10 protein-coding genes are annotated in these 14,575 nt (G+C 60.2%); 6 read left to right on the top strand and 4 right to left on the bottom strand.

The annotated features are described in order from the left end of the window. Positions 1–37 precede the first annotated feature (37 nt). The 5 genes from DW349_RS12730 to DW349_RS12710 all read left to right on the top strand — a co-directional run bounded on the left by DW349_RS12730 (position 38) and on the right by DW349_RS12710 (position 6,897). A complete protein-coding gene (locus tag DW349_RS12730; RefSeq protein WP_108124957.1) occupies positions 38–1,234 on the top strand; it encodes an ATP phosphoribosyltransferase regulatory subunit in 1,197 nt (398 codons plus the stop codon). A 2-nt stretch (positions 1,235–1,236) separates the two neighbouring features. After that, positions 1,237–2,532, top strand: a complete 1,296-nt coding sequence (locus DW349_RS12725) for an adenylosuccinate synthase (RefSeq protein WP_108124958.1) — start codon at positions 1,237–1,239, stop codon at positions 2,530–2,532. A 77-nt stretch (positions 2,533–2,609) separates the two neighbouring features. Continuing rightward, positions 2,610–5,015, top strand: coding sequence for a ribonuclease R (gene rnr, locus DW349_RS12720; RefSeq protein WP_108124959.1), 2,406 nt, complete (start codon positions 2,610–2,612; stop codon positions 5,013–5,015). 22 nt (positions 5,016–5,037) lie between these two features. Beyond that, on the top strand, positions 5,038–5,799 hold the full coding sequence (gene rlmB, locus DW349_RS12715) for a 23S rRNA (guanosine(2251)-2'-O)-methyltransferase RlmB (protein WP_108124960.1): 762 nt from the start codon (positions 5,038–5,040) through the stop codon (positions 5,797–5,799). 258 nt (positions 5,800–6,057) lie between these two features. Beyond that, positions 6,058–6,897: an alpha/beta fold hydrolase gene (locus DW349_RS12710; protein ID WP_108124961.1), complete on the top strand. Its 840-nt coding sequence runs from the start codon at positions 6,058–6,060 to the stop codon at positions 6,895–6,897. A 57-nt stretch (positions 6,898–6,954) separates the two neighbouring features. Here DW349_RS12710 and DW349_RS12705 read toward each other — a convergent pair whose 3' ends face one another. From DW349_RS12705 to deoC, 3 genes are read right to left on the bottom strand one after another with little or no spacing between them, the layout of a single operon-like run. After that, positions 6,955–8,187, bottom strand: a complete 1,233-nt coding sequence (locus DW349_RS12705; protein WP_108124962.1) for a phosphopentomutase — start codon at positions 8,185–8,187, stop codon at positions 6,955–6,957. Between the two features lie 11 nt (positions 8,188–8,198). Beyond that, complete coding sequence (deoA, locus tag DW349_RS12700) at positions 8,199–9,512, bottom strand: thymidine phosphorylase (RefSeq protein ID WP_108124963.1); 1,314 nt, start codon at positions 9,510–9,512, stop codon at positions 8,199–8,201. Position 9,513: 1 nt separating this feature from the next. After that, positions 9,514–10,287, bottom strand: a complete 774-nt coding sequence (gene deoC, locus DW349_RS12695) for a deoxyribose-phosphate aldolase (protein WP_108124964.1) — start codon at positions 10,285–10,287, stop codon at positions 9,514–9,516. Between the two features lie 216 nt (positions 10,288–10,503). Between deoC and DW349_RS12690 the strand changes: the two genes are divergently transcribed. Continuing rightward, entirely contained in the window at positions 10,504–11,502 is a 999-nt protein-coding gene (locus DW349_RS12690; protein ID WP_157954303.1) for a sensor histidine kinase, read from the top strand. 31 nt (positions 11,503–11,533) lie between these two features. Here the strand turns inward: DW349_RS12690 and DW349_RS12685 are convergent, their stop codons facing one another. After that, a complete protein-coding gene (locus tag DW349_RS12685; protein WP_108124966.1) occupies positions 11,534–14,452 on the bottom strand; it encodes an insulinase family protein in 2,919 nt (972 codons plus the stop codon). Between the last annotated feature and the right edge of the window lie 123 nt (positions 14,453–14,575).

The raw sequence follows: 14,575 nt of genomic DNA, 5'->3' as shown, positions 1-14,575 counted from the left end.
TTTAAACGCAGATCGCAAAACGGAATAGTGTCCTGGCATGACCATCGCTGAACGCTGGTTGCTGCCGGACGGCATCGAAGAAATTCTGCCGCCGGAAGCTGCACGCATCGAGGCGCTTCGCCGCCTGTTGCTAGACGAATACCGCGCCTGGGGGTACGACCTCGTCATACCGCCGAACGCCGAATACCTGGAATCCCTGCTCACCGGCGTCGGCCACGATCTGGATTTGCTCACTTACAAGCTTACCGACCAGGCTACCGGTCGCCTGATGGGTTTGTCGGCAGATAAAACCCAGCAAGTCGCCCGCATGGATGCGCACTCCATGCCGCGCCAGGGCGTGTCGCGTTACTGCTATTCCAGCGACATCCTGCACGCTCGTTCCACGCATCTGTTGTCCAGCCGCAGCCCGATTCAGATTGGTGCCGAACTCTATGGCTATTACGGCAGCGAAAGCGATGTCGAAATCGTCTCACTGATGTTGGCGTCGCTGACCAAAGCTGGCCTGGCGGATGTCTCTTTGGATCTGGGCCACATTGGCATTTATCGCGCCCTGGTTGAAAGTGCCGGCTTAAGCGCTGATGCCCAGGCTGAACTGTTCGAATTGCTGCGCCGCCGCGCTTTGCCCGATTTGCGCGCCTGGCTCGCCAGGGTTGAACTGAACGATCAATACAAAGGTTGGCTCGCAGCGCTGCCGGAATGTCACGGCAGCATCGACACCCTGGCCGATTGGCGCCGCGTCTTCGCGGGCGCACCGGACACGGTATTCGAAGCGTTGGACACACTCGAAGGCATCGCCCGTTTGTTGAGTGAACGCTTCGCCGATTTGCGTATTCACCTCGATCTGGCCGAACTGCGTGACTACAACTATCACACCGGCCTGGTGTTCTCGGCGTTCGTGCCGGGCTTCGGCCAGCCGGTCGCCAAAGGCGGCCGCTACGATGCCACCGGCAAGGTGTTCGGCCGCTCGCGTCCGGCTACCGGATTCTCCAGCGACCTGAAAATTCTCGCCAGCCAGACTACCGGTCAGTGGCACGAAGCCGCGGCCATTCTGGCACCGGCGGCCGGCCCGGCCGGTCTGGACGCCGCCATCATGGAGCTGCGTGCGCAGGGCGAACGCGTCATTCAATTGTTCAGCGACCAGACGAATCTGGACGAACTGAATTGCAATCGCGAACTGGTGCAGCAGGGTGACCGCTGGACCGTGCAACCTCTAACCAAGCAACAGGCAAACTAACGATGGGCAAAAACGTTGTCGTACTCGGCACACAATGGGGTGACGAGGGCAAGGGCAAGATCGTCGATCTGCTGACCGAAAAAGCCGCCGCAGTGGTGCGTTTTCAGGGCGGCCATAACGCTGGCCATACGCTGGTGATCGATGGCGTCAAAACCGCGCTGCACCTGATTCCGTCGGGCATTCTGCGCCAAGGCGTCAGCTGCATCATTGGCAACGGTGTGGTGTTGTCCATCGAAGCGCTGTTGAAAGAAATGGCCATGCTCGAAGAGCGTGGCGTGCCGGTGCGTGAACGGCTGTCGATCAGCCAGGGCTGTCCGCTGATTCTGCCAGTGCACAGTGCGCTGGATCAGGCACGGGAAAAACGCCGTGGCAACGCCAAGATCGGCACCACAGGTCGTGGCATCGGCCCGGCTTATGAAGACAAAGTCAGCCGTCGCGGTGTGCGTCTGGGCGATGTATTCCAGGACGATTTCGAAGCCAAGCTGACCGAGTTGATGGACTACCACAACTTCGCGCTCACCGGCTATTACGGCGAACCGGCCATCGATGTTCAGCAGACCTTGAAAGAGACGCGCGAACAGGCGGAAAAAATCCGCGACATGATGACCGACACCGTTTCCAAAGTGCACGCCATTCGCGAAGCGGGCGGCGACATCATGTTCGAAGGCGCGCAGGGCTCGCTGCTCGACATCGACCACGGCACCTATCCGTACGTGACTTCTTCGAACACCACCGCCGGTGGCGTAGCCACCGGTTCTGGCGTCGGCCCGCTGTATCTGGATCAGATTATGGGCATCACCAAGGCCTACACCACGCGCGTGGGTTCCGGTCCGTTCCCGACTGAACTGTTCGATGACGATGGCAAACACCTAGCCAAGCAAGGCAACGAGTTTGGCACCACCACCGGCCGGCCGCGTCGCTGTGGTTGGTTCGATGCGGTGCTGGTGCGTCACTCCATTCGCATCAACTCGATCAACGCCATCTGCCTGACCAAGCTGGACGTGCTCGATAACCTCAAGACCGTCAAAGTCTGCACCGGTTATCAGGACGAAAACGGCCAGGCCGTCGAATGGCCGGCATCCGCTGAAGCCTTCGAAAAAGTCACGCCAGTGTACGAAGAACTGCCAGGCTGGCAGCAATCAACCGTTGGCGCCCGTTCGCTGGACGACTTGCCGGTGGAAGCGCGCAATTACATCGCCTATCTGGAAAAGGCGATTGGCGCGCCCATCGACATCGTTTCCACCGGGCCGGACCGGACCGAAACCATTGTGTTGCGGCACTCGTTCGACATTCAGTAACCGCGCACAGCAAGCGGGTGGCACTGCGTTATAATTCAACGCGGCCACCCATTCATTTTTTGTAAGGACATTTTCCTATCAGTCGAGATTCTCACGCTGACCCGCATCACGAGCGGGAAGCTGCCAAGTACGACAACCCCATTCCCAGCCGGGAATTCATCCACGCTCATCTGGAACAACGCCAGGGTCCGGCTACACATCCGGAACTGTGCGCCGAACTGGGTCTGTCCGATCCCGATAACGTCGAAGCGCTGCGCCGTCGATTGATCGCCATGGTGCGCGACGGCCAATTGCTGTGTTCGCGCAAAGGCGCCTTCGGCCTGATCGACAAAATGGATCTGGTCAAAGGCCGGGTGCAGGGCCATCCGGACGGTTTTGGTTTTCTGATTCCCGAACAGGGCGGCAAAGATTACGTGCTGACGCATCGGCAGATGCGCTGCTGTTTCGATGGCGATGTGGTGCTGGCGCGCAAAGGCAAACGCGATCACCGCGGCCGCATCGAAGCCATCATCACCGAAGTGCTGGAACACAACACTCAGGATCTGGTCGGCCGTTACGTCAACGAAGGCGGCTTTGGTCGCGTGTTGCCGGAAAACCGCCGCATCAGTCACGACATTCTGATTCCGCCGGGTGATGAAGCCGGCGCTCAAGATGGCGATGTGGTTGTCGTCAGCATCGTTGAGCAACCGCAAATCCGCCGTCAGCCAGTCGGCAAAGTCAGCGAAGTGCTGGGCCAGCACATGGACCCGGGCATGGAGATCGACATTGCGCTGCGCACTTACGATATTCCGCACACCTGGCCGTATGAAGTCGAAGAAGAAATCACCGGCCTGAATGAATCGGTCGATGACGCCGACAAAGTGCACCGCGTTGATCTGCGCGATAAAGCCTTCGTCACCATCGACGACGAAACCGCGCGCGATTTCGACGACGCCATCTTTGCCGAGCCGATCAAAGGCGGCGGCTGGACCTTGTACGTCGCCATTGCCGACGTATCGCATTACGTCGAAGTCGGCTCGCCGCTCGACGTCGAAGCGCGCTCGCGCGGTACTTCGGTGTACTTCCCCGAGCAAGTGATTCCGATGCTGCCGGAAGTGTTGTCCAACGGCCTGTGTTCGCTGAACCCGCACCTCGATCGATTGACGCTGGTCTGCGCCATGACGGTCAGCGCGCGCGGCGAGATTCAGTCGTACCGCTTTATGGAAGGCCTGATTCATTCGCACGCCCGCCTGACCTATTCCAAGGTCGGGCCAGCGCTGGACCCGGCCACCGCCACCGAAGCGCGCGCCGAACTGGAACGCGACCACGGCCCGGCGGTGCTGAAAAACATCACCACCCTGCGCGAACTGTTCAAGCTGTTCCGCTTCCAGCGTCAGCAACGCGGTGCCATCGATTTTGAGACCACCGAGACGCGTATCGTCTTCAACGACGAACGCAAGATCGAACGCATCGTGCCGAGCGAGCGCAACGACGCCCATCGTCTGGTCGAAGAATGCATGCTCTCAGCCAACGTTTGTGCGGCTGACTTCCTGCAGAAACTCGAGATTCCCTGCCTGTACCGGGTGCACGATGTTCCGGCCGCCGAGCGTCTGGAAAACCTGCGCAACTACCTGGGTCAGCTGGCGCTGGATTTGTCCGGCGGTGAAAAACCACATGCCCGCGATTATCAGAAATTACTCGCCTCCATTTCCGGGCGTGAAGACTTCAATCTGATCCAGACCATGATGCTGCGCTCGATGAATCAGGCGGTGTATCAGCCCGACAACATCGGCCATTTCGGTCTGGCGTTCGAAGCCTACACCCACTTCACCTCGCCGATTCGGCGTTACCCGGATTTGCTGGTGCACCGCGCCATCCGTTCGGTGATTCGTTCGGGCAAACGCACGGCGCTGGTCGAACGCGTCAAAGGCGCGACCAAGCTCGAGCCGCAGTCGATTTACCCGTACGACTACGCCGCCATGCTGGAACTCGGCGAGCATTGCTCGATGACCGAGCGTCGCGCCGACGAAGCCACCTGGGACGTCGTCGCCTGGCTCAAATGCGAATACATGAGCGACCACGTCGGCGATGAATTCACCGGCTCGGTGTCGTCGGTCACCAACTTCGGTTTGTTCGTGCAATTGGACGATGTGTATGTCGATGGTCTGGTGCACGTGTCGTCGCTGCAAAGCGATTACTACCAGCTCGACGAAGCGGCGCATCGCTTGATCGGCGAGCGCACTCGCATCAGTTACGGCCTGGGAGACCGCCTCACTGTGCGCGTTACCCGCGTCGATCTGGATGACCGCAAAATCGACTTTGAACTGGTCGATGCCGAAGTGCGTAAGGTCAAACACCCAGGGCCAGCTGCGGGTAAGAAAAAGTCCGCTTCGGCCAAAAGCAGCGGCAAAAAAGCCGACAGCAAAACGACTGGCGGTAAGAAGCCGGGTGGCAAAAAATCCGGCGCGGCGGCGGGCAATCGCAAACGCAAGCGGCGTTCTTAAGGCTTTTAAGGAATGGCAGTGAATGTCTGACGTTCAATGGGTTTACGGCCTGCACGCTTGCCAAAGCGCGTTGCAGAATCAGGCCGATCGGGTGCGCGAACTGGTGTTGCTGAAAGGCCGCCAGGACAAACGCATTCAGGCGGTGCTCGATGAAGCGCGCGCCGCTGGCATCAAATTCCGTTGGCTGGAACGCGACGCCTTCGAGCGGCTGGTGCATCAACAACAGTTGGGCGACGCACGCCATCAGGGCGTGCTGGTGCAAATGCTGGCCGCGCCCGTGCTGGACGAAGGCGGGCTGGAGCAATTGCTGGACGGCCTCAACAAGCCGGCGTTATTGCTGGTGCTTGATGGCGTCACCGACCCGCACAACATTGGCGCCTGTCTGCGTTCAGCCGATGCCGCCGGCGCCGATGCCGTCATCGTGCCGAAAGACAAATCCGCCAGCCTGACGCCGACGGCGGTCAAAATTGCCAGTGGCGCGGCCGATACCGTGCCGTTCGTGGTCGTCACCAATCTGGCGCGCACGCTGGAGCAATTGAAAAAGCGCGGTATCTGGATACAGGGTGCCGCCGGTGAAGCCACGGCCTCAATCTACCAAAGCGATTTCGCCGCCCCGACCGCCTTAGTCCTCGGTGCCGAAGGCACCGGCTTACGGCGGTTAACGCGCGACACCTGCGATGGCTTGTTCATGATTCCCATGGCCGGCCAGGTCAGCAGTCTGAATGTGTCGGTGGCCGCTGGCATCAGCCTGTTCGAAGCCGTTCGTCAGCGTCTGGCGCGCTGATCCTTCTGTAAATTCCTTCTCTGACTTTCTTGTCTTTTAGCGGGCGTTTAGGCGCCCTTTAGTGCTTTTTATTGCCAAAACCTCACCGGGGCGGACGGATGTGCGCCTTCCAACTGTGGCCCACTTCACTCCCTTGGGCAGGACCGTATGCTGAAACCAGGGCCGGATTGGCCTTAAGCAGCATTGCCTCATAGGGACTCAAGGGATGCCGGCAGTGCTCCTTTCATTCAACGTAAAATTGATAGGAAGGTGAGTTCCATGATTGATCATATCCGCACTCTGACTGCAGGAGAGGGCCTTCAGGCCCGCTATCTGATTTTGGGCGACCGGCAGGGCGGTCGTTTGCCGCTGGTCTATCTGGGCGGTGCGTTTCAGACCTGCGAGAACGTCGAACGTACGTTGCGCCAGATCTACGCCCACCGCCAGGTGGTGATTATCGAGATGCCCGGCTTTGGCGATACGCCAGTAGTGCCGCGAACGGTGCCGACCGGCACCATAGCGGCGAGCGTCGGACTGGTGGTTGAGCACCTCGATATTGGCCGGTTCGATTTGATTGGTTGCAGCTACGGCGGCTTGTTTGCGCTCGATGTCGCCGCGCGTTTTCCGCAATCGGTCCGGCGCATCATTCTGGCCGGTACCAGCCCGTTCCCAGCGGCAACGGAGCGCGGCCTCTGGCTGTGCCTGAACCTGCTTGAACACGGCGAAAACCAGGCGTTTGCCGAACTGTTTGCGCAGTTGGCGATCACCTTGCCGAATGCGGCCAAGCGCCAATTGCTGCGCCAGCGCCTGTTGACCATGCTGGCCGACCGGGATGAGTCGGTGTACGAGCGTTTCCGGGAAAACACCCGGCGTTTACTGCTGATGAAGTCGATCCCGCCGTTTACCGACCATCCGACGCTGCTGCTCGATGGCGAGGCCGATACCTTTACCGATCCGGCCTGGATGTTGGCGCAGGAGAGGCAGTTTGAGCAGGTCGAGGTCGAGTTATTGCCCGGCTGTGACCACTTCTTCCACATCGAAGACAAGGTCGCCACAGCGCGGGCGATTGGCGATTATCTGGATCGCGATCTCACCCAGCCGGTGCGTCGCCTGGCCTGACGTTAAAACGGCGAAGCAAAAAAAAGGGAGCCTTGGCTCCCCTTTTTACGCGGCCGTTCAGGCCACCAGTCGATCCAGAAAGCTGGTGCCATAGTCCATGGCCGGCAGTTGGAAATAGTCCGCCAGCGTCTGGCCGATGTCGGCAAAGGTGCCGCGTTCGCCCAGATTCACCGCTTGCAGGTTCTTGCCGTATACCAGCACCGGAATGTGTTCGCGGGTGTGGTCGGTGCCTGGCCAGGTTGGGTCGCAACCGTGGTCGGCGGTCATTACCAGAATGTCGTCGTCGCGCATGGACGCCAGCAACTCCGGCAGGCGCTGGTCGAAGCGTTCCAGCGCCGCGGCGTAACCGGCGACATCGCGGCGGTGGCCGTAAGACGAATCGAAATCGACGAAGTTAGTGAACACCAGGCTGCGTTCCGGCGCGGCTTCGACTTCGTTCAAGGTTGCGTCGAACAACGCATCCAAACCGGTGGCTTTGATTTTGCGGCTGATGCCGGTGTGGGCGTAGATGTCGGCAATCTTGCCGATGGAAATCACTTCGCCGCCGGTTTCGGTCAGCTTTTGCAGCACGGTCGGGCTCGGCGGCGGTACCGCCAGATCGCGGCGGTTGCCGGTGCGGACGAAGGTGTCGGCGCTGTCGCCAACGAACGGGCGGGCGATAACGCGGCCGATGTTGTATTCATCGACCAGTTCGCGCGCCACTTCGCACACTTCCATCAACCGATCCAAACCGAAGGTTTCTTCGTGGCAGGCAATTTGAAACACGCTGTCGGCCGAGGTGTAGACGATGGGTTTGCCGGTGGCGCAATGCTCTTCGCCCAACTGTTTGATGATGTCGGTGCCCGAGGCGTGGCAGTTGCCCAGCACGCCAGGCAGTTGGCAACGTTCGATCAGATCGTCCAGCAGCGACTGCGGGAAAGAATGGTCTTCGTCTGTGAAGTAACCCCAGTCGTACAGCACCGGCACGCCGGCGATTTCCCAGTGGCCGCTGGGTGTGTCTTTACCGCTCGACAACTCCCGTGCGTAACCAAAGCTGCCACTGAAAGCGGCGCCGGTTTGCATGCCAGCCGGCACCTGGCCGCCGGCGCTGTCGGTCGCGGCCTGAATCAAACCCAGCCGGGTCAGATTGGGCAACGTTAGCGGGCCGGCGCGGCCTTTGTCGGCTTTGCCTTCGGCGCACCATTGGGCGATATGGCCCAGGGTGTTGGCGCCGACATCGCCGAAGCGGTCGGCATCGGCGCTGGCGCCAATGCCAAATGAATCCAGAACCAGAACGATGGCGCGTGTCATAGTCGTGCTCCTCAGTGCGCGAGTCGTTGATGGATAACGCTCAGAGCGTCAGCCGGCCGATCCGCAATCGGCATGGCGGCGATCAGCCGCTGTTGCAGTTCGGCGAATTGCGCCTCGCTGCGCAAATGGGCGACCGCTAACGGTTCGCCCGCTTCAATATAAGTACCGGGTTTGACGATGTCAGTCAGACCCACGGCGGCATCGATGCGTTGATCGGCACGGGTGCGGCCGCCGCCCAAAGCCACCACCGCCAGGCCGATATCGCGCACCGTCAGCGGTTGAACATAGCCGGACTGCGGTGCCTTGATGGTCTGGATGATGGGGGCGACGGGCAGAGTTTCATCGGCTTTTTCCAGAAAATCCACCGGCCCGCCGAGCGCCGCAATCATCTTGGCGAAGCGTTCGGCGGCCTGGCCGTTATCGAGCGATTGCTGCAAGCGGGCGCGTGCGTCGTCCAGCGAATCCGCCAGCCCACCGCTGAGCAGCATTTCCGCGCCCAGCGCCAGCGTGACTTCGTGCAAAGCAGCATCGCGCGGGCCGCCGGTTAAATACTCGACCGCTTCGCGCACTTCCACGGCATTACCGGCTGAGCGCGCCAATACCTGATTCATGTCGGTCAACAAGGCGGTGGTGCGTACGCCCGCGCCTTCGGCCACAGCGACGATGCTCTGCGCCAGTTGCTCGCTCAGTTCGGCAGTCGGCATAAAAGCGCCACTGCCGACTTTGACGTCCATCACCAACGCATCCAAACCCTCGGCGAGTTTTTTCGACAGAATCGAGGCGGTAATCAGATCGATGCTTTCCACCGTGGCGGTGACATCGCGGATGCCATAAAAGCGCCGGTCGGCCGGGGCCAGATCGCCGGTCTGGCCGATTATCGCCACGCCCAGCTCGCGCACGGTTTGTTCGAGCACGGTGTTGGACGGGAAGGGGTTGTAGCCGGGAATGCTGTCCAGTTTATCGAGTGTGCCGCCGGTGTGGCCGAGGCCACGGCCGGAAATCATCGGCACGTAGCCGCCGCAGGCAGCGACCATCGGGCCGAGCATTAAACTGACGACATCGCCGACGCCGCCAGTGGAATGTTTGTCCAGCACCGGGCCGGGTAAATCCCAGCGCAACACCGTGCCGGAATCGCGCATGGCGGTGGTCAGGGCGACGCGTTCGGCCAGCGTCAGGCCGTTGAAATAGACCGCCATCGCAAAGGCACCCACCTGGCCTTCGCTGATTGATTCGTCCTTGATGCCGCGCACGAACCAGCGAATGTCGTCGTCGCTCAGCGTCTGGCCGTCGCGTTTACGGCGGATGATTTCCTGCGGCAGCGGCATCTCAGTAACCGCTCGAAGACGTTGACGGCGCAGTGCCGTTCAGCGTCGCCAGGACATCGTTGAGCAAGCTGGATGCGCCGAAACGGAAATGCTCGGGCGTTATCCAGTCGGCGCCGAAAATGCGTTCGGCCAGCGCCAGATATTGCGCCGCTTCGGCGGTGGTGCGAATGCCACCGGCGGCTTTGAAACCGACGTCTTTGCCGCTGTCAGCAATGGCGTTCAGCATGATGTCAGCCGCTTCCAGCGTGGCGTTGACCGCCACTTTGCCGGTGCTGGTTTTAATGAAGTCGGCGCCGGCGGCGATGCTGATGTCGCTCGCCTGACGAATCAGATCCGCGCTCTTCAATTCGCCGCTTTCAATGATGACTTTCAGTTGCACAGCGTTGCCGCAGGCGGCTTTGCAGGCACGCACCAGTTCGGCCGGGGTGTCGCTGTCGCCAGCCATCAAGGCGCGGTAGGGCAACACCACATCGACTTCGTGTGCACCGGCGGCTACGGCGTCGCGCGTTTCACGCACGGCGCGGTCGATGTTGGTGCTGCCATCGGGGAAGTTGGTGACGGTGGCGACACGGACCACGGTCAGGCCCGACTGCGCCAGCGCTTTGCGCGCGGTGGCAATAAAAGCCGGATACACGCAAACAGCAGCCGGGCTGCCGAAGTCGGTGCGGGCGGCGTCGCACAATTGGGTGATAACGGCGTCGGTGTCGCTGTCGTTCAGACTGGTCAGGTCCATCAGCGTTAACGTCTGACGGGCTTGTTGGGCAAGGTCTGTCATTTAGTTGTCCAAATGGTCAGATTATGCGCGCCAAGTTTAGGCGCAAGGCTGTGCAAACACAATCGGCCGTCACTGCGGAAAAACGGCCTCAAGACTTGTGCGTCTTATTCACGGGTTCGACCGATCAGACAGTTATTTATCCGACAAAAAGATGGCAAACTGTCGCACTTCGATAGACCTGGGGTGTGCCAAAGAGCCACCTGTAAGGAGACACGTGTGATTCGAGCCTCGCAGTACGCCATCCTCTGGGTGGTCACCTTGATTCTTTGGGGAGCCTGTTTAATTGGTCTCCTTTTTTTCGGTCTGAATACGCTGGAAACCCAACCGTTATTGATTTTGCTGGCGCTGGTTTTGTTGGCTGGTGCGGCGTCGCTGGCGGCATTGAATCGCGGTCAGACACAACTGACAGATGCCTTCAAAGAACTCAGCCGGGTGCGCCGTTCGCTGCAGGAAAGTCACCTGGAAATTGATCGCTACGAATACGAATCCAAACAGAGCGCCGATCTGCGCCGTCTGGTACTGACCTCGGCGCAGGAAAAAGATCAGGCGCTCGACAGCATGGCCTCGGCACTGAACACCGCCATGGACGAAGTGCTGACATTGGCGTCGTCGGACGATGCCAAAGCGAGCGATCGCATCAAAGAACGCGCCGAATTGATGCAGCGTTACGCCGAAGATTTGCGCGCCCTGGCGCGACTGGAATTGAAGTCGGAAGTGCCGCGGCACGAAGACGTCAACTTCCTCAATCTGGTCGAACGTTTCCTGGATGAATGGAACCGCTACGGCCGTTCACGCGATGTCAAAGTCAAACTGGAACATCAGGAAGATCAACTGCCGTTGGTGTCTGACGTCAACTGGCTGCACAACCTGCTGACCCGGGCGATTCAGGCACTGGTGCGGATGAACCGCGAATCCACCATCGATGTGCATTTGATCGGTTACATCGATGCCGAGCTGGGCGATGCGTTGCGGGTAACGTTAACCGCGCGCGGTCGTCGTCTGGATGCCGAGCAACTGGCGTCGTCGGTATCGGCGTACACCCGCATCATGGATCAGGGCGCAGACGTGGGTCCGGGTTTGTCGTTCGTGGTGGCGCGTCGTCTTGCGCAGATGTTGCAGGGCTATCTGGAAGTGAACGATACCGGCTCGGGTACGGAAGTGGTGCTGGTCTTGCCACGGCGTCTGGACGACGCCATGGACGAAGACGAAATCTGAGTTCAGTCGGTTATTCGTGAATGGCCGCCGCTTAACGCGGCGGCAGATTGTTGAACGTCGGCGTCACCCAACGGGCGTCGCGCTGCATATCCGCCGGGCCATCGGCCGGATAGAAACCCACCAGGCCCTGGCCGTGTTCGTCGTAATCGCTCGCCATGCCTTCTCCCACCTGGTGCAACATCAAGCGCCGGCTGCCTTCGGCCAGGAACTGCGTTTCAAAGAAGCGCACGAAGCCATCCTGACTGATGTTTTCCACTTCACCCGCCAAACGCTGGCCGGTATTGAAGTTGGGGTTGTCATCCAGAATGGCGCTCCAGTATTGCTGGCTCAGTTCGTACAAATTGTCGGCCGGTGTGGTCAGGTTGGTTTCCAGGCCTTGTTTAAAGCCACGGAATTCGGCTTCGCTCATGCTGCGCAGGCGCTGCGCGAAACGCGTCATAAAGCGATCTGAATACAACTGCAACAAGGCCGGGTCGGTCGATGGCGATTGGATATACACCACCAATCCGGGCCAATCGTGCACCGAGTGCGCGCGGGCGAAGACGACATATCCCAGTTGTTCCTGAGTGCGCAGTTCGGCGAAGTAGGGCGCGTTCAGAATCTGCCCCGCGAGCGCATACAAAGCGCGTTCGCGCAGGCTGCTGTTGCTGCCCTGGTAGTAGCCGAGCAAGGCGGAATCGTTGTGATCGACCGACAGTTCGTGGCGGTAACGGCGCCCGGCCATGGCCGCAATTTGCGGCTCAACCGGAGCGGTGCTGGCCGAGGGCGGCAACATCAATCGGGCGCGGTCGCCCAGTTCGATGGCGTCTTCCTGCGTCAGGTTGCCGTGTACCAACATCGTGATCCTGTGATTCGCCAACCAGCGGTCGCGCCAGGCGTTGATGTCGGCGGGCGTTACATCGGCCAGGGCCTTGGACAAAGCCTCCGGCGTCTGCGCATCGCGAATCAGGAACTGGCTCAGGCGACGGAACAGCTGGTTCACCACCGGGTCTTCATCGGTGTTGCGCAACCGTCGGGCGAGATCGGCTTTTAAGCGCTCAAAGCGATCCGGGTCGATGCTGTGTTCGGCCAGTTCCACCAGCAAGGTATCGAACAGCGTCGGCAGCGGTTGGCTGAAACCATAGAGCCGCAGGTGCATGCCGCGCTCGTTGGTGGACAGGCCGTAACCCGAACCGGCAAGGCCGGCGGCGTAGCGGAATTCGCTGAGTGAATCGTCAACCAGATCCAGATACAGCTGCGTCATCACACGGTCGCGCGCGGTGGCGCGGGCGTCCGGTGTTTCGATCAACAACGATACGTCCAGTTTCGGCGTGCGGAATTCATCGTCCTGTTCGAACCAAAGTTCATAACCCGGTGCGTTGCGAATCACCTGCGGCTGGTTGCGATACAGGCTGCTGGTCGGCGCGGTCAGCGGCAGCACATCCAGGTTGGTCGGCACAAACGGATTGGCGTCCGGCAGTTTCAGCGTCGCAACGGTTTGCGGGTTGCGCCAGGCCGCTAGGGTATTGCCGGCCAGCGGCGTCAGGCTGTACGGCGTGTTGTACCAGCGGCTGCGAACTTTGGCGGGGGCGTCCGGGTGCATCAGCACAACCAGAGCGTTGTCGGGTTTCAGGTAACCCAACCACTCGCGCAGCGTATCGTCGTCGAAATCGTTAAAACGGTAAGGGCCGCGCAAGGCTTCTTTGGGCGGGTAGATCGACAGCCGCTCGGCCAGGCTCTGAACCGTAGCGGCCGGGCTGACGTGTTCGGCGAATTCAAAGTTGATCCGCTGGATGTCGGCCAGTTCGTCGTAGCGCCATTCTTCCAGGCCTTGCTCGCCGATTAATTGCAGATACTCGAACGCCAGGCCCGCCACGGCTTCCCAATTTTCCAGGCCGGTTTCGGTCAGTTGCACCGTCAGGCTGAACTGATGTTGGCTGGCGGTGGTGTTGCCAGGCCGGGCACTCAAGGCTTCGGCCCAGCCGCGCGCCTTGAGTTCGGAGATCAGGCTACCTTTGGTTTCCTGGCCGAGCAGATAGGCGATGAAGTCGTCCGGCTTGGTGTCGAGTTCATCTTCATTGCCCGGCACCGGGAACCGCAATTGCAGCAGTCGGCTTTCACGGCGCGGCTGAATTTCCACCAGAAACGGCAGGTCGGCGTCTTCGAAATAGGGCTGATCGAACACCGGGGCATCGGAATCCACCGAGCGCACGCCGCCGAATCGGGCATCGACCCAGGCTTTCAGAGTGTCGATGTCTTGCGGGCCATACACCGTCAGCGCCATGCGGCCGGCGACATAATGCTGGCGATAAAAACGCATCAGTTGGTCGCGCAGGTCGGGCACATCCAGGGTGTCGTCGTTGCCAATTGCCAGCCGCGACGCCGGGTGGTCGCGCAAATACAGCTCGCTCAGCACATCTTCGCGACGGCGGCTGTCGTTTTGCAGGCTGGCGGTGAATTCCGAATGCACCGCCTGAATTTCGCGCTCGATAAAGTCGGCATCGAACAGCGGCGCGATGAAAAATTGCGCGAAGCGATCCAGCGCCGGTTCCAGTTGGTCGGCGTCGATGTCGAAAAAATAGAGAGTGTTTTCGTCGGCGGTGTAGGCGTTGTTGGTGCCGCCGCCCTGTTCAATGAAGCGATGGTAACTATCGACTTCAGGGTATTTTTCCGTGCCCAGAAACAGCACGTGCTCCAGCAGGTGTGCCAGGCCCGGCACTTCGGGCGGGTTGCTCCAGGAACCGACAGTCACGTTCAACGCAGCGGCAGCCTGTTCGCTGTCGGCATCCGACACCAGCAACACCTTCATGCCATTGCTCAGCCGATAGGCGTCGAAGTGACGGCTTTCAAAATCGCTGACGACAATGTTAGACGGGTTCCGCTGCGCGAAAACCTGACTGTACCAGAGGCCGACACCGGCCAGCGCGGCGACTACACCGACCGCAATGGCCACTCGAACGCCTCGATTCATACTCTGCTCCTGGCTGAACTGACGAAAGCGCCGATTGTAGCGGTCTACCCTGGCGCTGTCATGGCAACTGACACGGCGTTGACAGCCATCGTCGCAGGCTGATTTGTGGACGTTGTTATGACG

The sequence above is a fragment of the Saccharospirillum mangrovi genome, from assembly GCF_003367315.1.
Lineage (GTDB): Bacteria > Pseudomonadota > Gammaproteobacteria > Pseudomonadales > Natronospirillaceae > Saccharospirillum > Saccharospirillum mangrovi.
This window is presented reverse-complemented; position numbering and strand designations above follow the sequence as displayed.